Annotated in this window: 17 protein-coding genes; 14 read left to right on the top strand and 3 right to left on the bottom strand. The window is 64.5% G+C overall.

The annotated features are described in order from the left end of the window. Window positions 1–19 precede the first annotated feature (19 nt). Window positions 20–292, top strand: a complete 273-nt coding sequence (locus tag AC5ZGW_RS08620; RefSeq protein ID WP_130229147.1) for a hypothetical protein — start codon at window positions 20–22, stop codon at window positions 290–292. Between the two features lie 31 nt (window positions 293–323). On the opposite strand, the gene AC5ZGW_RS08615 is transcribed toward AC5ZGW_RS08620, so the two are convergent. Continuing rightward, window positions 324–1,133: an SDR family oxidoreductase gene (locus AC5ZGW_RS08615; protein WP_130229146.1), complete on the bottom strand. Its 810-nt coding sequence runs from the start codon at window positions 1,131–1,133 to the stop codon at window positions 324–326. A 313-nt stretch (window positions 1,134–1,446) separates the two neighbouring features. Further along, window positions 1,447–2,508 carry a polysaccharide deacetylase family protein gene (locus AC5ZGW_RS08610; RefSeq protein WP_130229145.1) on the bottom strand — a complete coding sequence of 354 codons (1,062 nt, stop codon included), beginning with the start codon at window positions 2,506–2,508 and terminating at the stop codon, window positions 1,447–1,449. Between the two features lie 168 nt (window positions 2,509–2,676). Here AC5ZGW_RS08610 and AC5ZGW_RS08605 point away from each other — a divergent pair, with 168 nt between their 5' ends. The 10 genes from AC5ZGW_RS08605 to phoB all read left to right on the top strand — a co-directional run bounded on the left by AC5ZGW_RS08605 (window position 2,677) and on the right by phoB (window position 12,642). Continuing rightward, window positions 2,677–4,071, top strand: a complete 1,395-nt coding sequence (locus AC5ZGW_RS08605; RefSeq protein WP_028163445.1) for an OmpA family protein — start codon at window positions 2,677–2,679, stop codon at window positions 4,069–4,071. Next, entirely contained in the window at window positions 4,071–4,367 is a 297-nt protein-coding gene (locus AC5ZGW_RS08600; RefSeq protein WP_130229144.1) for a hypothetical protein, read from the top strand. Before AC5ZGW_RS08605 ends, AC5ZGW_RS08600 begins: the two co-directional genes overlap by 1 nt. Before the next feature lie 326 nt (window positions 4,368–4,693). Further along, window positions 4,694–5,749, top strand: coding sequence for a lysylphosphatidylglycerol synthase domain-containing protein (locus tag AC5ZGW_RS08595; RefSeq protein ID WP_130229143.1), 1,056 nt, complete (start codon window positions 4,694–4,696; stop codon window positions 5,747–5,749). A gap of 32 nt (window positions 5,750–5,781) precedes the next feature. Next, window positions 5,782–7,080: an ATP-binding protein gene (locus tag AC5ZGW_RS08590; protein WP_463326997.1), complete on the top strand. Its 1,299-nt coding sequence runs from the start codon at window positions 5,782–5,784 to the stop codon at window positions 7,078–7,080. A gap of 143 nt (window positions 7,081–7,223) precedes the next feature. Further along, the gene (gene pstS, locus AC5ZGW_RS08585; protein WP_028163449.1) at window positions 7,224–8,234 is read left to right on the top strand and encodes a phosphate ABC transporter substrate-binding protein PstS; all 1,011 of its coding nucleotides are present in this window, start codon (window positions 7,224–7,226) and stop codon (window positions 8,232–8,234) included. A 201-nt stretch (window positions 8,235–8,435) separates the two neighbouring features. Further along, on the top strand, window positions 8,436–9,425 hold the full coding sequence (pstC, locus tag AC5ZGW_RS08580; RefSeq protein ID WP_035689936.1) for a phosphate ABC transporter permease subunit PstC: 990 nt from the start codon (window positions 8,436–8,438) through the stop codon (window positions 9,423–9,425). 1 nt (window position 9,426) lies between these two features. After that, complete coding sequence (gene pstA / locus AC5ZGW_RS08575; protein WP_028163451.1) at window positions 9,427–10,272, top strand: phosphate ABC transporter permease PstA; 846 nt, start codon at window positions 9,427–9,429, stop codon at window positions 10,270–10,272. Next, window positions 10,269–11,090, top strand: coding sequence for a phosphate ABC transporter ATP-binding protein PstB (pstB, locus tag AC5ZGW_RS08570; protein WP_028163452.1), 822 nt, complete (start codon window positions 10,269–10,271; stop codon window positions 11,088–11,090). Before pstA ends, pstB begins: the two co-directional genes overlap by 4 nt. An 11-nt stretch (window positions 11,091–11,101) precedes the next feature. Continuing rightward, the gene (gene phoU, locus AC5ZGW_RS08565) at window positions 11,102–11,818 is read left to right on the top strand and encodes a phosphate signaling complex protein PhoU (RefSeq protein WP_028163453.1); all 717 of its coding nucleotides are present in this window, start codon (window positions 11,102–11,104) and stop codon (window positions 11,816–11,818) included. Window positions 11,819–11,934: 116 nt separating this feature from the next. Beyond that, entirely contained in the window at window positions 11,935–12,642 is a 708-nt protein-coding gene (phoB, locus tag AC5ZGW_RS08560; RefSeq protein ID WP_028163454.1) for a phosphate regulon transcriptional regulator PhoB, read from the top strand. 121 nt (window positions 12,643–12,763) lie between these two features. Here phoB and AC5ZGW_RS08555 read toward each other — a convergent pair whose 3' ends face one another. Then, complete coding sequence (locus AC5ZGW_RS08555) at window positions 12,764–13,279, bottom strand: GcrA family cell cycle regulator (protein ID WP_028163455.1); 516 nt, start codon at window positions 13,277–13,279, stop codon at window positions 12,764–12,766. A gap of 498 nt (window positions 13,280–13,777) precedes the next feature. On the opposite strand from AC5ZGW_RS08555, the gene AC5ZGW_RS08550 reads away from it, so the two are divergent. The 3 genes from AC5ZGW_RS08550 (at window position 13,778) to AC5ZGW_RS08540 (ending at window position 17,123) form a co-directional block, all read left to right on the top strand. After that, entirely contained in the window at window positions 13,778–14,986 is a 1,209-nt protein-coding gene (locus AC5ZGW_RS08550; RefSeq protein WP_165435484.1) for an aspartate aminotransferase family protein, read from the top strand. Continuing rightward, window positions 14,986–15,912: an ornithine carbamoyltransferase gene (gene argF, locus AC5ZGW_RS08545; RefSeq protein ID WP_028163457.1), complete on the top strand. Its 927-nt coding sequence runs from the start codon at window positions 14,986–14,988 to the stop codon at window positions 15,910–15,912. The genes AC5ZGW_RS08550 and argF overlap by 1 nt, the downstream gene beginning before the upstream one ends. 212 nt (window positions 15,913–16,124) lie before the next feature. Continuing rightward, the gene (locus AC5ZGW_RS08540) at window positions 16,125–17,123 is read left to right on the top strand and encodes an Hsp33 family molecular chaperone (RefSeq protein ID WP_456640683.1); all 999 of its coding nucleotides are present in this window, start codon (window positions 16,125–16,127) and stop codon (window positions 17,121–17,123) included. The last annotated feature ends 2 nt before the right edge of the window (window positions 17,124–17,125 follow it).

Here is a 17,125-nt window from a genome sequence, read left to right as displayed (position 1 = left end):
CATTCGGGGAGAAGACGGCATGGACCCCGACCATGACCTTGAAGGGATGGACCGCGACCAACTGGTCGCGGAGGTGAAACGCTTGCGGGCAGGTATCCGCGCGCACCGGGACAGCACCGGTCACGATTTGTGCTGGCATCATCCCGACATGTGGGGGCTGCTTCCCGAGCGGGTTGCGCCGGAGGTCGCCGTCCCGCCATGGCTGAAATTCTTGCGAGGCTGCCTCCGATACCGGGAGGCGCTCGATCGCGAACTGCCCAACGCGCCGCGCGCCGACCACGAATACGAGTGACGCTGCCGCAAGCTCGAACGCGATCTTAGCCTCAGCTATCCCACCCGCTGCCCGTGATTCCGGCATTCGCATAGACGATGCCGCCGTCCACGGTGATGGTGGCGCCGACCACATAGTCGCCGGCGCGGGAGGCGAGATAGATCGCAGCACCCGCCATGTCCTCGTCGGTGCCGATCCGGCCAGACGGCACCTTCGTCGCGACCTCATCGGCATTGTCGCGCGCCGCGCGGTTCAAGTCCGATTTGAAAGGTCCCGGCGCGATCGCCGTGACCACGACGTGGTCCTTGATCAGCTTCACTGCCATCCGCCGCGTCAGGTGGATCAAGCCGGCCTTGCTCGCGGCATAGGAATAGGTCTCCAGCGGGTTGACGAAGATGCCGTCGATCGAGGCGATGTTGATCACCTTCGCCGGCCGCTCGGCGCTCGCGGCTGCGCGGAGCGGCGCGGCCAGCGCCTTGGTCAGGAAGAACGGCGCCTTGACGTTGAGGGTCATCACCTTGTCCCAGCCGCTTTCCGGAAACTCGTCGAAGTCCGCGCCCCATGCCGCGCCGGCATTGTTGACGAGGATGTCGAGCCTCGGCTCGCGCTTCTTGATCTCCGCAGCCAGCATCTCGATGCCGGCGAGACTGGAGATGTCAATCGGCAGCGCGATGCACTCGCCGCCATATTCGGCCGAAAGCTCCTTTGCCGTCTCTTCACACGGCCCGGCTTTCCGCGCGGTGATGTAGACCTTAGCCGCGCCTTGCGCGAGGAAGCCCGCCGCGATCATCCTGCCGATGCCGCGCGAGCCGCCAGTCACCAGCGCAATGCGACCCTTGAGTGAAAACAGATCCTTGAACATGCGTTCCTCCGATTGCTTGCCGAAGGTTGTGAAAGGAGCATCGAGACGAGTCAAGGAAGTACCCGCAACGCGGAGCAGCTCGCGTGCTTTGTTCGCTCGCCAATCATCACAACTTCAAGGTTGCGAGTTGATGCGCCCTCGCCCCTTGTGGGAGAGGGCGGCTCCGGCGCTACGGCAAATTCGCTTGGGTGAGGGGTTCTCTCCACGAACACCTGCGCCCGTGGAGACAACCCCTCATCCGGCGTGGACTGCGTCCACGCCACCTTCTCCCACAAGGGGAGAAGGGAAGGGCGCCGTAGCGAGGGTAGAAAAGCTACGCCGCGTCGATGCGGCGGAAGCCGTTCCAGACGGCGGTGGCGGCGCCGGAGGTGAGGACGGGGATGATGCGCGCGTCCTGGTAGTTGCCGTTCAGCGAGACGCGCTGCAGGGCGGTCAGGTAGTCGGCGCTTTCCGGGAAGATCATGCCCGGCCGCGTCGTCACCGCGGTCTTGAAGCCCGCGGCGCTGGCAAGCGCGAATTCGCGTTGGCCGGCCGCGATCTTGTCGCCATAGGGATAGGCGAAATGCAGCACCGGTCGCGCCAGCGCCGCTTCGATCCGCTCCCGGCTGGCGGTCATCTCGAACGCCGCCACGTCCTCGGACTGCCGGGCGAGGTTGCAATGGGTGATGGTGTGCGCGCCGATTGTCACCAGCGGATCGTTGGCGAATTCCTTCAGTTCGCTCCAGGACATGCAGAACTTGCGCGCGATCGTCGTCTCGTCGACATCATGGCGCGCGCAGAGCGCCGAAACCTCGTGCTGGACATCCTGCTCGCCCGGCAAGCTCCGCAACCAGTCGTGCAACTGCTCGAAGGCGGTGTGTTTCGCCTCCGGCGTCGAAGTATCGATCGGCGCCATCGCTCCGCCGATCGGCGCCTCGATCGCGGCCGCCTTGGCGACCACCTGCTCCAGCGCGATCCACCACAGCCGGCCGGTCCCTTCCGCGAAATCGCTGGCGGCGTAGACAATGAACGGCGCGTCGAACTCGCGCATGACAGGCAGTGCATGGTCGCGGTTGTCGCGATAGCCGTCGTCGAAGGTGAAGCAGGCAAAGCGCCGCGCGAAATCGCGCTCGGTCATTCGCCGGTGCATCTCGTCCATGGTGACGATATCGATGTCCAGCGAGCGCAGATGCTCCAGCATCGCGCGCAGGAACTCCGGTTCAACCTCGAGATGATGGTTCGGCTGGAACTCATCGTTGCGGCGTGGCCGGACATGGTGCAGCATGAAAACCGCCCCGACGCCTGCGAAGATCGGTCGCAGCAGGAAATGGGCTCCGGAGAAATACAGCGCTTCGAGCCCGGCGCGGATAACGGTTTTTCTGAGCTGTTTTTTCATCCGCGACATCGGCCGGCCGGTTGCATTACGGCGCGAAATTAGCGAACCACCGCTGAACAAACGGTTAGCCGGCCCGGTTATACGCGGCTCTTTGCCAGACGCGGTATTTCGGGTTTGACAGTCAGCCAAGGGTTTGTTTTCTCTCTGGTTCCGGAGCCAGGACCCCGAATGCACGAACTTTTCAAGTGGAGTCGCAAGTGGTGGCCGGGCGTGATTCCGCTGGTCATCTGTTGGGGTATCGCGGCCTGGACCACGACCGCAACCGTGGAGGCTGATCTCGCCGCGCGATCAAACGCCGCGCTCAAGGACACCATCCTTGACAAGCGCAGGATCGCGGTCGCCGGACGGGACGTGACGTTTGCCGCCGAGGCGTTCTCGGAGGAGGGCCGTCAGAGCGCGGTGGCCTCCGTCGAGGCGGTGCCCGGCGTGCGCCTCGTCAATAACGAGACGCGGCTCGTTCCCGAAGCAAAGCCATTCGTCTGGTCGGCCGAGCGCGACGTCGTCCGGGTGACACTCACCGGCAGTGCGCCGTTACCGTCGAGCAAGGGCAAGCTGCTCGAAGCGGCCCGCAATACGCTTGGCAGCGTCGAAGTCGCCGACCAGATGTCGCTCGCGCGCGGCGCGCCGCCGCGCTTCGACAGTGCGGCGCTGCTGCTGCTCGACCAGATCGGCAAGTTGAAGGATGGCAAGATCACCTTGACCGACACCAAGGTCAACCTGTCCGGCATGGCGCGCGAGCTCGGCGGGCGCGAGGCGATCGCGGCCGCGCTACGGAATCTGCCGGAGGGCTATTCGGTCGCAGCCAATGACATCAAGGCGCCGCCCTACATCTTCCAGGCCTACAAGGATCCGGTCGCGGTGACGCTGACGCTCACCGGCAATGTGCCCGACAACAACGCTCATGCCGCGCTCGTCGCGGCCGCCGAGCGCAAGTTCTTCTCGGAGAAGGTCGTCGACAACCTCAAGGCCAGCCTGGGCGCTCCTTCCGGCTTTGCGAACGCCGTGGTGCCCGCGCTCGGCGCCTTGTCGCGGCTGTCGACCGGCACGCTCGTGGTGACCGATCGCGAAGTGAAGCTGTCGGGCGATGCGTTCTATGACGCCGCCGCCAACCAGATCCGCGCCGGACTCGGCCGGGATTTTCCGCAAGGCTGGCAGTACAAGGCCGATATTTCGGTGAAGCCGGCGGCCTCCCCGGTGGATGCGACCGTGTGCCAGCAGCTCTTCACCGAGCTGCTGTCGAAGGCGAGGATCCGCTTCGAATCGGGCAAGGCCGATATCTCCGCGGATTCCGTGGGCCTGCTCGATCGCCTGACCGAGACCGCGCTGCGCTGTCCGAATGCCACGATCGAGATCGCCGGTCACACCGACAGCGACGGCGACGAGAGCGCCAACCAGGCGCTCTCGGAACGGCGCGCCGAGGCGGTGATGGACTATCTGGTCAAAGCGGGCCTGCCGCCAACCCGCTTCCAGGCGGTCGGCTACGGCGCTACGCAGCCGCTTGCCGGCAACGACAGCGAAGAAGGCAAGGCGCAGAACCGCCGCATCGATTTCGTGGTGAAGTGATGGCCTATCTGGCGACGTTCTTCTGGGGTTGGCTGCTCGCGGCGCTGTTGATCGGCCTTGCGATGGGCTGGATATCGGTGGTGCAGCACGGGGAAGGCGTGTCACGAAAGCTGGCGCGATGGCTGGCGCTGCTCGCGGCGATCCTGATCGCCCTTGCGCTCGGCCACATCGTTCCGGGCCGGTTCGGCTATTGGCTCGACCTGTTCCTGATCATGTTCGCGCTCTACCTCGCCGGATGCCTGGTGGGATCGTGGCTGCGTGACTGGGTGGTGGCGCGCAGCCAGCCGGCCCGATGAGGTGGTCGGGTGAGGCGGCAAGTTGCGGCTGCCAGGCGGGTTTTTGTGCTCCCGATGGCTGCTGCCGGGACGTTCGGTCGCATCGGTGCCGGGCTGGCCATGGCCCGCGCCTACGTGTCAACTCCTTGTCGGATCGGAGAGAATGCAGCAAAACTGTGCACCTGCTGTCATGAACTCCCCCTAATGTGTTGAAGATGCGCGTTTTATCGTCGCCAGACGAATTCCACTTCGACCCGAAACGCGCTACGACAGGCGGGAGGGAACAGCGGAGCGTCGGCGGGGTTCGCCCGATAGCCGTCGTCGCGGGATCGCAATTCGAGGTCTAGATGCTGGAAGCAATCCGCAGGGCGATCGCGTTTCTGCGCCAGAAGCAGGTCCTGCACAAATTGGGCGTTGCGATCAGTATCACGGTCATCGCGATCGCGTGCTACGTGCTCTATCACATGCTGCGCGGCATCGACACCAACGAGGTGCTCGAGGCCATCAAAAGCACCGAGCCGCGCCAGATCGCCCTGGCGGCGCTGTTCGTGGCGGCCGGCTATTTCACGCTGACCTTCTACGACCTGTTCGCGGTGCGTGCGATCGGCCACAGCCACGTTCCCTACCGCATCAATGCGCTCGCCGCCTTCACCTCCTATTCGATCGGGCACAATGTCGGCGCCAGCGTCTTCACCGGCGGGGCGGTGCGCTACCGCATCTATTCGGCCTGGGGGCTGAACGCGATCGACGTCGCCAAGATCTGCTTCCTGGCCGGCCTGACCTTCTGGCTCGGCAATGCCGCCGTGCTCGGCATCGGGATTGCCTATCATCCGGAAGCCGCCGCTGCGATCGATCAGCTTCCGCCCTGGCTCAATCGGGTCGCGGCATTCACCATCATCGTCGCGCTGGTGGCCTATGTGGTCTGGGTCTGGACCCAGCCGCGGGTGGTCGGGCGCGGGCCCTGGACGGTGACGCTGCCGGGCGGCCCGCTGACGCTCTTGCAGATCTGCATCGGCATCATCGACCTCGGGTTCTGCGCCTTGGCGATGTACGTGCTGGTGCCGGACGAGCCCAATCTCGGCTTTGTCGTGGTGGCCGTCATCTTCGTCTCGGCGACGCTACTGGGCTTTGCCAGCCACTCGCCCGGCGGCCTTGGCGTGTTCGACGCCGCCATGCTGGTCGGCCTCTGGCAGATGGACCGCGAGGACCTGCTTGGCGGGATGCTTTTGTTCCGGATGCTCTACTATATTTCACCTTTTGTCATATCTGTAATCTTGCTGACGTTTCGGGAGCTTATCCTTGGAGCGCGAATCAAGCGCCTGCGCCATTTGGGAGCTGGCTCCGACGCCAAACCGCGGCATGAGGCCGTTTATGTCCGCGAGCGCGGAGACACCAGCGCCTGACGCCGCCGCCTGAACAGGAAGAAGCCGGCTCAATGGCCCTTCACGAATCCTCTTCCTCCTTTTTCTCGCCGTGGCCCGACCGGCTGCGGCACTCGGCTATTGTCCTGCTTGCCGCGGGGCTGGCGCTCAGCGTGCTGGTCGCGCTCGATGAGCTCTCGCTGATCCGCGCCTTTGCGGTGTTCCTCTGCATCGCCGCCGCGGCGTTGGTGCCCTGGCGCCTGCATGACGTGGCGGCCTCCCGCGAGGACACCCGCAGCGTCAACCCGGTCGAGAACGGGGCGGTTGCCGCCGTCGTCGCCGGCATGCCGGACCCCGCCGTGCTGCTCGACCGCGCCGGCCGCGTCATTCATCTCAATGCCGCGGCGGCCCAGTTGGCGCCGGCGCTGCGCAAGAACGAGCTGGCCCAGTTCGCGCTGCGCTCGCCGGAGATCATCACCGCGCTGCGCGAGGCGATCGCCACCACCGAGCCGCGGCGCGCCACCTATCTCGACCATGTCCCGGTCGATCGCTGGATGGAATTGGTGATCACGCCGGTGCCGGTGCCGACCCTGTTCGGCGGCACCGACAAATGCATGCTGATGACCTTCCACGACCTGACGCCGCTGCGCCGGGTCGAGGAAATGCGCGCCGACTTCGTCGCCAATGCCAGCCACGAATTGCGGACGCCGCTCGCGGCGCTGTCGGGCTTCATCGACACCCTGCAGGGGCCGGCCAGGGACGATCCGCGGGCGCGGGAGCGCTTCCTCGGCATCATGCACACCCAGGCCACGCGGATGGCGCGGCTGATCGACGATCTGTTGTCGCTGTCGCGGGTCGAGCTCTCGGCCCATGTCCGCCCTGACACCTGCGTCGACCTGATCCCGATCATCCGCCAGGTCGCCGACGGCCTGGAGCCGCTGGCGCGCGAGCGGCAGGTCGTGATCGAGATCCAGCTTCCCGAGACGCCGGTCATGATCGCGGGCGACCGCGAGGAGCTGTTGCGGCTGTTCGAGAACCTGATCGAGAACGCCCTGAAATATGGCGCCTCCGGCGGCCGGGTGATCGTCTCGCTGAAGGAGGCCGCCTCCGGCGAGGGCGCCCCGGAGATCCGGGTCCTGGTGCGGGATTTCGGTCCCGGCATCGCCCCGGAACACCTGCCGCGGCTGACCGAGCGCTTCTACCGGGTCGACGTCGGCGACAGCCGCCTCCAGGGCGGAACCGGGCTTGGATTATCCTTGGTGAAACATATTCTTAACCGTCATCGCGGCCGTCTTTTGATCGAAAGCGTGCCGAAAAACGGCGCCACTTTTACCGCCTGTTTTCCCCAGGTGAAGACCCCTGTGGCGGCATAAAATCAAGCACTTTCAATTGGTTGAATGTGTCATCCAACTGTCATCCAACCTTCGTAAAACGAGCATCGACCGCTCCTAAACGGACCGGCGTGAGCGCGATCGGGCGCATCCGGCGCTTCGCTCACAGGATTGGAGACCACCCCATGAATTTCTTTAGGACAATCGTCGCTGCCGGCTTGGTGGCCGTTTCGACGTCGGCCTTTGCGGCCGATATCACTGGCGCGGGCGCGACCTTTCCGTTCCCGATCTATTCCAAATGGGCGGACGCCTATAAGAAGGAAACGGGCAACGGGCTGAATTATCAGTCGATCGGCTCCGGCGCCGGCATCAAGCAGATCCAGGCCAAGACCGTGACCTTCGGTGCCACCGATGCGCCGCTGAAGGCCGAGCAGCTCGAGAAGGACGGACTCGTCCAGTGGCCGATGGTGATGGGCGCGATCGTGCCGGTCGTGAACCTCGAAGGCATCAAGCCGGGCGAACTGGTGCTGTCGGGCGAGGTGCTCGGCAACATCTATCTCGGCAAGATCACCAAGTGGGACGATGCGGCGATCGCCAAGCTCAATCCGAAGCTGAAGCTGCCCTCCGACGCTATCACCGTGGTCCGCCGTTCCGACGGTTCGGGCACCACCTTCAACTTCACCGACTTCCTCTCCAAGTCGAATGCCGATTGGAAGTCCAAGGTCGGTTCGGGCACCGCGGTCGAGTGGCCGGTTGGCGTTGGCGCCAAGGGTAACGAGGGTGTTGCCGGCAACATCAGCCAGACCAAGAACGCCATCGGCTATGTCGAATACGCCTACGCCAAGCAGAACAAGCTGACCTATGCGGCGATGGTCAACAAGGCCGGCAAGACCGTGCAGCCGACCATTGCTGCGTTCCAGGCCGCTGCTTCCAACGCGGACTGGGCCAAGGCTCCGGGCTACTACGTGATCCTGACCGACCAGCCAGGCGATGCGTCCTGGCCGATCACCGCGGCGACCTTCATCCTGATGCACAAGGAGCCGACGGATAAGGCGGCCTCGGCCGAAGCCATCAAGTTCTTCAAGTGGTCGTTCGAGAAGGGTGGCAAGGCCGCCGAAGAGCTCGACTACATCCCGATGCCGGAGCCGGTCGTCAAGCTGATCGAGAAGACCTGGTCGTCGGACATCAAGAGCTGAGGCTCGCATAGCGAGCGTCGCGCCCCGTCCTCTGCGGGCGCGACAAAGTCGAGAAACCGGAATCCATCGCTTCGCAACCGAAGCTGTGGATTCCGGGTCTACGCCCGACGGGGTGCATCCTGCGACGATGCGGGAAAACGTTCAGAACGGGTCGCGCAGTAAGTTGCGATCGAGTAAACACAGGGGATTGGCGTGGCAGACATGGCCGTTCAAAGCGACGTAATGGCAGCCTCCGGACCTTACGATCGTGCCAGGGCCCTCAGCGCCTTCAAACTCGGTGACATCACCTTCTACTGGATCACTCGCGCCTGCGCGATTTCGGTGCTCCTGATCCTAGGCGGTATCATCCTTTCGCTGATCGCCGGCGCCTGGCCGGCAATGAAGGAATACGGCTTCTCGTTCCTGTGGACCCAGCGCTGGGCGCCTTCGGCAGACCCGCCGGTGCTCGGCGCGCTCGGGCCGATCTACGGCACGCTGATCACCTCTGTCATCGCGATGATGATTGCCATTCCAGTTGGCATCGGCATTGCGATCTTCCTCACCGAGCTCTGCCCACAATGGCTGCGCCGCCCGATCGGCATCGCGATCGAACTGCTCGCCGGCATCCCCTCGATCATCTACGGCATGTGGGGCTTCTTCGTGCTGGGCCCGTTCCTCGCCAACACGTTCCAGCCGTTCATGATCCGCGTGTTCGACGGCGTGCCGGTGCTGGGTGCGATATTCGCAGGCCCGCCATCCTATCTCAGCCTGTTCAACGCCGCGCTGATCCTGGCGATCATGGTGCTGCCCTTCATCACGGCGATCTCGGTCGACGTGTTCAAGACGGTGCCGCCGGTCCTCAAGGAGGCGGCCTACGGGGTCGGCTGCACCACCTGGGAAGTCGTCCGCAACGTCGTGATCCCCTATACCCGCGTCGGCGTGATCGGCGGCATCATGCTGGCGCTCGGCCGCGCCCTCGGCGAAACCATGGCCGTGACCTTCATCATCGGCAATTCGTTCCGCATCTCCTCCTCGATCTTCGCGCCGGGCACGACGATCTCGGCGGCGATCGCCAGCGAATTCGCCGAGAGTGACGGATTGCACCAGTCGGGCCTGATCCTGCTCGGCCTCTTGCTGTTCGTGCTGACATTCATCGTTCTCGCTTGCGCGCGACTGATGCTGATGCGTCTGGAAAGGAAGGCGGGGAACTGACATGAACCCGATTTACAAAGCACGCCGCCGCAACGACATCATCATCCGCGGGCTTTGCATCGCCGCTGCCGCGTTCGGGGTGACCTGGCTGGCGCTGATCCTGTTCACGCTGTTCTACAACGGTCTCGCCGGCCTCAGCCTCGACGTCTTCACCAAGAACACGCCGCCGCCCGGCTCCACCGATGGCGGTCTGTTGAACGCGATCGTCGGCTCGGTGATCATGACCGTGATCGGTGTCGGCATCGGCGCGCCGCTCGGCCTGTTCGCGGGCACCTATCTGGCCGAATACGGCAAGCATGACCGGCTCACCTCGGTGATCCGCTTCATCAACGACATCCTCTTGAGCGCGCCGTCGATCATCATCGGCCTGTTCATCTATGGCGCGGTCGTCGTGCCGATGGGCGGCTTCTCCGCGCTGGCCGGCTGTCTGGCGCTGGCGGTGATCGTCATCCCGGTTGTGCTCCGCACTACCGAGGACATGCTGCTGCTCGTCCCCAACCCGCTGCGGGAGGCGGCCTCCGCGCTTGGCCTTCCGCGCTCGCTGGTGATCAAGCGGATTGCCTATCGCGCGGCGCGCTCCGGCCTGATCACGGGCGTGCTGCTGGCGACCGCCCGCGTCGCCGGTGAGACCGCGCCGCTGCTGTTCACCGCGCTGTCCAATCAGTTCTTCAGCCTGAACCTGACCAAGACGATGGCGAACCTGCCGGTGACCATCAACAACTTCGTGCAGAGCCCCTACGCCTATTGGAAGGAGCTCGCCTGGAGCGGGGCCTTGCTTATCACCTTGACCGTGCTCGCGCTCAACATCGGCGCGCGCATTCTCGGCGCCGAAAGGAGCGCAAAATGACCGATCTGTCCGTATCGACGACCAGCCCGAGCGCGGCCATTCCCCAGAAGTCGCTGCCGGAAGCGGCGCCAAAGGTGACTGCACGCAGCCTCAACTTCTATTACGGCGAGCACCATGCGTTGAAGAACATCAACCTGACGCTCGGCACCAACCGCGTCACCGCCTTTATCGGCCCGTCCGGCTGCGGCAAGTCGACCCTGCTCCGGATCTTCAACCGGATGTACGACCTGTATCCCGGCCAGCGCGCCACCGGCCAGTTGATGCTGGACCAGACCAACATCCTCGACCCCAAGCTCGACCTCAACCTGCTGCGGGCGCGGATCGGAATGGTGTTCCAGAAGCCGACGCCGTTCCCGATGACGATCTATGAGAACATCGCCTTCGGCATCCGCCTTTACGAGAAGATCTCGAAATCTGAAATGGACGGCCGCGTCGAGAAAGCGCTGCGCGGCGGCGCGCTGTGGAACGAGGTCAAGGACAAGCTCAACGCCTCCGGCCTGAGCCTCTCCGGCGGCCAGCAGCAGCGCCTCTGCATCGCCCGCACGGTTGCGGTGCGGCCCGAAGTTATCCTGTTCGACGAGCCCTGCTCGGCGCTCGATCCGATCTCGACCGCCAAGGTCGAGGAGCTGATCCAGGAATTGTCGGAGGACTACACGATCGCGATCGTCACGCATAACATGCAGCAGGCGGCGCGCGTCTCCGACAAGACCGCGTTCATGTATCTGGGCGAACTGATCGAGTTCGACGACACCAGCAAGATCTTCACCTCGCCGAGCGATCGACGCACCCAGGACTACATCACCGGCCGGTTTGGTTGAGGAGGGACATCATGGCTTCTGAACATACCGCCAAGGCATTCGACAGCGATCTTCAGGAACTGACCCGTCTGGTCGCAGAGATGGGCGGGCTGGTCGAACGGATGATCACCGAATCCGTCGATGCGCTGATCCGCCGCGACGTCGCGCTCGGCAAGCGTGTCGTCGCTTCCGACATCGAGATCGACAGCCTGCAGCGCGTGATCGAGGAGCGCGCCGTGCTGACGATCGCCCGCCGCCAGCCGATGGCTGTCGACCTGCGCGAGATCGTCGGCGCGATGCGGGTGGCGACCGACCTCGAGCGGATCGGCGACCTCGCCAAGAACATGGGCAAGCGCGTCGCCGCGCTGGAGAACGACTTCCAGCCGCTGAAGCTGATCCGCGGCCTGGAGCACATGACCGACCTCGTGCTGTCGCAGGTCAAGTCCGTGCTCGACGCCTATGCCGCGCACGATCTGCCGGCGGCGATGAACGTCTGGAAGAGCGACGAGGAGGTGGACGCGATCTGCACCTCGCTGTTCCGCGAGCTCCTCACCTACATGATGGAAGATCCGCGCAACATCTCGTTCTGCATCCACCTGATGTTCTGCGCCAAGAATATCGAGCGGATCGGCGACCACGCCACCAACATCGCGGAAACGGTCTTCTACATGATCGAGGGTCAGCAGATCACCGACAAGCGGCCGAAGGGGGATATGACGACGTTCGCCACGACCGTTCCGGGCAACTAGAGCAACATCCGGAAAGTCGACGCCGGCTTTCAGCCAAGATCCTGCTCAAACATCAAAGGAAGAGTGGGATGACGATTCAAGCAGAGAGTCATCCCGCTATAGGAGAAGCCAAGCCGATGAGCGCACGCATTCTGGTGGTCGAAGACGAAGAAGCGCTGACGACGCTGTTGCGCTACAATCTCGATGCAGAAGGCTATGATGTCGAAACGGTCGCCCGTGGAGACGATGCGGACACAAGGCTCAAGGAACGTATTCCCGACCTTGTCGTGCTCGACTGGATGCTGCCGGGACTCTCCGGCATCGAGCTGTGCCGCCGTCTGCGGGCGCGGCCGGAGACCAAGCAGCTCCCGATCATCATGCTGACCGCGCGCGGCGAGGAAAGCGAGCGCGTGAGGGGGCTGGCGACCGGTGCCGACGACTACATCGTCAAGCCGTTCTCGGTGCCTGAACTGCTCGCGCGGGTGAAGGGCCTGTTGCGCCGGGCAAGCCCGGAGCGGCTCGCCACCGTGCTCACCTATGGCGACATCGAACTCGACCGCGAGAAGCGCCGCGTCGCGCGCTCGGGCCGCCCGATCGATCTCGGCCCGACCGAATATCGCCTGCTGGAGTTCTTCCTGGAGCATCCCGGCCGCGTGTTCAGCCGCGAGCAGCTGCTCGACAGCGTTTGGGGCCGCGACATCTATATCGACGAGCGCACCGTCGACGTTCACATCGGCCGCCTGCGCAAATTGCTCAATCCCGGCCGCGAGCAGGACCCGATCCGTACCGTCCGCGGCGCGGGCTACGCGCTCGATGATCGCTTCGCGAAGGCCGAGCAGTCGTAAACCGGCGACCTCAATCCGTAGCCCGGGTGCAGCGAAGCGTAACCCCGGGGAAATTTGGACCCGCCGATACAGCGTTCCCGGGTTGCGCTGCGCTCCACCCAGGCTACGATCTGTCGTCGGCTTACTTGCCTTGTGACGGCTTGACCGTCGGACGGCGGCGGTCAGCCGCCGGCTGGTAGGCGATGCGGGAGTGGTGCGCGCAATAGGGCAGGCCGGGAAGCGCCTTGCCGCCGCAGAAGAAGAATTCCGGGCTCGAGGGATCGCCGACCGGCCAGTGGCAGGTGGCCTCGTTCAATTCGAGCAGCGACAGCCGCTGGCTCATCGGCACCACATTGTCGTAGGCGATAGGGTCCGCTTCCACCTCCACCTCGAAGGCGTGGGCGAGCGCGGTGTTGCCGCGGGAGACCGGACGCGCCACGCGCATCATCGGCTGTGCGGGACGCGCCTTGCGCTGCCGCGGCGCGGCTGCAGCAGGACTCTTGGCGCGGCCCGAGAGGCCGAGCCGGTGCACCTTGCCGATCACCGCATTGCGGGTCACGTTGCCCAGTTCCGCAGCGATCTGGCTGGCCGAGAGGCCACCTTCCCAGAGCTTTTTCAACTGCTCGACGCGTTCGTCGGACCAGGTCAATACCGTCATCGCATCTTTCCCTTCGCGTTGCGCCGGCCGATCCTGGGACAGCGCTGCGATGCCTAATCTCAAAAATCCCTGCGGGCAGAATCCCTTAAGGCTCGCCGGGCACGAAAACCGCACCCGAACGTGTACGCCGCACACAAAGGACTCTAAGGGATCAAAACTGCCGCACGAGATGTCGTACCCGACAGGCTAGACGCTACAATATGGCGTGACTCTGGCGCAAGAGTCCGCGCCTATGCGTCCACATGTTCCGACATTTAGGGATTGCAATCGGGCTTTTCCACCACACCGGAAAACTGCGGATTACCGGCACTTTGCAGCGCAGCCTGGCGGCTTCGTGGCGATTGACAGCACCCGCCGCGCGCATAGAATGCCTTCACGTGCCGCCCTGCAAAGGCGGCACGTTTTGTTTTCGCTGGATGAGCTCCAGCCGCGTGTCTGCATCGCTGCACGCCGCCGGGGCTTGTCTGAAAGGCTTGTCTGAACCCTTCAGTGATCGCCATGACCGACCGCGCCACGTCGCATCTGCTTCCCGTTTTTGCCAGGGCCGATCTCGGCTTCGAACGCGGCGAAGGCTGTTGGCTGATCTCGACCAAAGGCGAGCGTTATCTCGACTTCACCTCCGGCGTCGCGGTGAACGCGCTCGGCCATGCCCATCCGCATCTGGTGAAGGCGCTGCAGGAACAGGCGACGAAGCTCTGGCACATGTCGAACCTGTTCAAGAGCCCGGACGGCGAGAAGCTTGCCGCGCGGCTGTGCGAGCAGAGTTTTGCGGACTTGGTGTTCTTCTGCAATTCCGGCGCGGAAGCGATGGAGGGCGTGATCAAGGTCGTGCGTCACTATCACTTCTCGAAGGGGCATCCGGAGCGCTACCGCATCATCACCTTCGAAGGCGCCTTCCATGGCCGCACGCTCGCGACACTCGCCGCGACCGGCGCCGCTAAATATCTCGAGGGCTTCGGCGCGCCGATGGACGGCTTTGATCAGGTGCCGCATGGCGATATCGAAGCGGTGAAACGCGCGATCGGTCCAGAGACCGCAGGCATCCTGATCGAGCCGGTGCAGGGCGAAGGCGGCGTGCGCTCCGCGCCGCCGGCCTTCTTCAAGGCGCTGCGCCAGCTCTGCGACGAGCATGGCCTATTGCTCGCGTTCGACGAGGTGCAGACCGGCATGGGCCGCACCGGCGATCTCTTCGCCTACAAGCGCATCGGGGTCACCCCTGACGTGATGTCGCTGGCCAAGGCGCTCGGCGGCGGCTTTCCGATCGGCGCCTTCCTTGCGACCGCGGAAGCTGCGTCCGGCATGACGCCGGGTTCGCATGGCTCGACCTTCGGCGGCAATCCGCTCGCGGTCGCGGCCGCCGGCGCCGTGCTCGATGTGATGCTGAAGCCCGGCTTCTTCGATCACGTGCAGAAGATGTCGCTCCTGCTCAAGCAGAAGCTCGCCTCCGCGGTTGACCGCTATCCGTCCATTCTCGCCGACGTGCGCGGCGAGGGGCTTCTGATCGGCGTCAAGGCCGTGGTGCCCTCGGGCGACCTCGTCAACGCCCTGCGCGAGCAGAAGCTGCTCACAGTCGGCGCCGGCGATAATGTGGTGCGATTCCTCGCGCCGCTGATCGTCAGCGAGGCCGAGATCGAGCACGCCATCGGTTGTCTGGAGCGCGCCTGCACCGCGCTCTCAAGCGGACCGTCGAAGAAGGCAGCGGGATGATGAGCAAGGCGCCCCGTCACTTCCTCGACATCAACGAAATGTCGCTCAACGAGCTGCGCGCCATGCTGGCCGCCGGCGCCGCCATGAAGGCGAGACTGAAGGCGCATGAGCGGGCCACGAAGCCGCTCGAAGGCAAGACGCTGGCGATGATCTTCGAGCGTCCTTCGACCCGCACGCGAGTGTCGTTCGACGTCGGCATGCGCCAGCTTGGCGGTGAATCGATCATGCTCACCGGCGCCGAGATGCAGCTCGGCCGTGGCGAGACCATCGCCGACACTGCGCGCGTGCTGTCGCGCTATGTCGATGCGATCATGATCCGCATCCTCAACCACGATGCGCTCTTGGAGCTCGCCGCGCATGCCACCGTCCCCGTGATCAACGGGCTGACGCGCCGCTCGCATCCCTGCCAGGTGATGGCCGACCTGATGACGTTCGAGGAGCGTCGCGGTTCGATCGAGGGCAAGACCGTGGCGTGGACCGGTGACGACAACAACGTGCTGGCGTCATGGGCGCATGCCGCCGAGCGTTTCAAGTTCGCCCTCAATATCGCGACGCCGCCGCAGCTCGCGCCGAACAAGGCGATGCGCGACTGGATCAAGGCGACCCAGGCGCCGATCGTGCTCGGCAACGACCCAGAGGAGGCCGTGCGCGGCGCCGACTGCGTCGTCACCGACACCTGGGTGTCGATGGGCGACAAGGACGGCGAGCACCGGCACAATCTGCTCCGACCCTATCAGGTCAATGCCAAGCTGATGTCGCTGGCGAAGCCCGATGCTTTGTTCATGCATTGCCTGCCGGCGCATCGCGGCGAGGAAGTCACCGACGAGGTGATCGACGGTCCGCAATCGGTGGTGTTCGACGAGGCCGAGAACCGCCTGCATGCGCAAAAGGGCATTCTGGCCTGGTGTTTTGACGCGGTCGCGTAAGCGCGCCGCCAAGATAGCTGTCGTCCCGGCCAAGCGAAGCGCGAGCCGGGATCCATAACCACCGATGTGAGTTGTTGCATCAAGCTGCGGCCCCAGCTTTTCACAATGCTCACATCGGTGGTTATGGATCCCTGCTTTCGCAGGGATGACGGCTAACAACGATAGATGTGAACCCCTTTCGTTTCGCCTCTCAAGACCCCAGATAGAGCGCCATGGTTTCACAATCCCCCGACATCAAGATCACGGAAACACCGACCCGGGCGCCATCGGCCGTGCCGGTCGACGACGCGGTGCTGCCATTCGAGGTCGATGCACTCGATCTGCGTGGGCGGCTGACGCGGCTCGGTCCCGCCCTCGACGACATCCTGCACAAGCATGATTATCCGCCTGCGGTCGGCAAATTGCTCGGCGAGGCGATCGTGCTGACGACGCTGCTCGGTTCATCCCTGAAGTTCGACGGCCGTTTCATCCTGCAGACCCGGACCGACGGCCCGGTCTCGTTCCTGATCGTCGATTTCAAGGCGCCCGATCGGCTGCGCGCCTATGCGCGCTACGATGCGACGCGATTGCAGGACGGGCTCGACTCCGGCGCGCTGCTCGGCAAGGGCCATCTCGCGATGACCATCGACCAGGGGCCGGACATGAGCCGCTATCAGGGCCTGGTCGCGCTCCATGGCGGCAGCCTCGAGGACGCAGCGCATGAGTATTTCCTGCGCTCGGAGCAGATCCCGACGCGCGTGCGCCTTGCAGTCGGCGAGGAATGGCGCGGCGGCGACGGCGGCAAGGTTCGCTGGCGCGCCGGCGGCATGCTGCTGCAGTTCCTGCCGAAGGCGCCGGAGCGCGCGCGGCAGGCCGATCTGCACCCCGGCGATGCGCCCGAAGGAACGGCCGCCCATGAGGTTCCGGAAGACGATGCCTGGGTCGAGGGGCAGTCGCTGATCGGAACGGTCGAGGACGTCGAACTGCTCGATCCGGATCTGTCGGGCGAGCGGCTATTGTACCGCCTGTTCCACGAGCGCGGCGTGCGCGTGTTCACGCCTCTGCCGCTGCGCGCGCAATGCTCCTGCTCGCGCGAGGCGGTGTCCTCGATGCTGAAAAGCTTTACGGCGAAGGACCGCGCCGACATGGTGAAGGACGGCAAGGTCGTCGTCACCTGCGAGTTCTGCTCGTCGGTGTACGAATTCACGCCGGAAGAGGCCGGGGTGGAGTAGGG

It is taken from the genome of Bradyrhizobium sp. Crot121, from assembly GCF_059512385.1.
The sequence above is the reverse complement of the archived record's forward strand: the minus strand, read 5'-3'. Positions and strand labels throughout refer to the sequence as shown.

Excerpts from the sequence above, each read along its gene's own strand:
- AC5ZGW_RS08620 (WP_130229147.1), top strand. The coding sequence starts at position 20 with ATGGACCCCGACCATGACCTTGAAGGGATGGACCGCGACCAACTGGTC.
- AC5ZGW_RS08615 (WP_130229146.1), bottom strand. The coding sequence starts at position 1,133 with ATGTTCAAGGATCTGTTTTCACTCAAGGGTCGCATTGCGCTGGTGACT.
- AC5ZGW_RS08610 (WP_130229145.1), bottom strand. The coding sequence starts at position 2,508 with ATGAAAAAACAGCTCAGAAAAACCGTTATCCGCGCCGGGCTCGAAGCG.
- AC5ZGW_RS08605 (WP_028163445.1), top strand. The coding sequence starts at position 2,677 with ATGCACGAACTTTTCAAGTGGAGTCGCAAGTGGTGGCCGGGCGTGATT.
- AC5ZGW_RS08600 (WP_130229144.1), top strand. The coding sequence starts at position 4,071 with ATGGCCTATCTGGCGACGTTCTTCTGGGGTTGGCTGCTCGCGGCGCTG.
- AC5ZGW_RS08595 (WP_130229143.1), top strand. The coding sequence starts at position 4,694 with ATGCTGGAAGCAATCCGCAGGGCGATCGCGTTTCTGCGCCAGAAGCAG.
- AC5ZGW_RS08590 (WP_463326997.1), top strand. The coding sequence starts at position 5,782 with ATGGCCCTTCACGAATCCTCTTCCTCCTTTTTCTCGCCGTGGCCCGAC.
- pstS (WP_028163449.1), top strand. The coding sequence starts at position 7,224 with ATGAATTTCTTTAGGACAATCGTCGCTGCCGGCTTGGTGGCCGTTTCG.
- pstC (WP_035689936.1), top strand. The coding sequence starts at position 8,436 with ATGGCCGTTCAAAGCGACGTAATGGCAGCCTCCGGACCTTACGATCGT.
- pstA (WP_028163451.1), top strand. The coding sequence starts at position 9,427 with ATGAACCCGATTTACAAAGCACGCCGCCGCAACGACATCATCATCCGC.
- pstB (WP_028163452.1), top strand. The coding sequence starts at position 10,269 with ATGACCGATCTGTCCGTATCGACGACCAGCCCGAGCGCGGCCATTCCC.
- phoU (WP_028163453.1), top strand. The coding sequence starts at position 11,102 with ATGGCTTCTGAACATACCGCCAAGGCATTCGACAGCGATCTTCAGGAA.
- phoB (WP_028163454.1), top strand. The coding sequence starts at position 11,935 with ATGAGCGCACGCATTCTGGTGGTCGAAGACGAAGAAGCGCTGACGACG.
- AC5ZGW_RS08555 (WP_028163455.1), bottom strand. The coding sequence starts at position 13,279 with ATGACGGTATTGACCTGGTCCGACGAACGCGTCGAGCAGTTGAAAAAG.
- AC5ZGW_RS08550 (WP_165435484.1), top strand. The coding sequence starts at position 13,778 with ATGACCGACCGCGCCACGTCGCATCTGCTTCCCGTTTTTGCCAGGGCC.
- argF (WP_028163457.1), top strand. The coding sequence starts at position 14,986 with ATGAGCAAGGCGCCCCGTCACTTCCTCGACATCAACGAAATGTCGCTC.
- AC5ZGW_RS08540 (WP_456640683.1), top strand. The coding sequence starts at position 16,125 with ATGGTTTCACAATCCCCCGACATCAAGATCACGGAAACACCGACCCGG.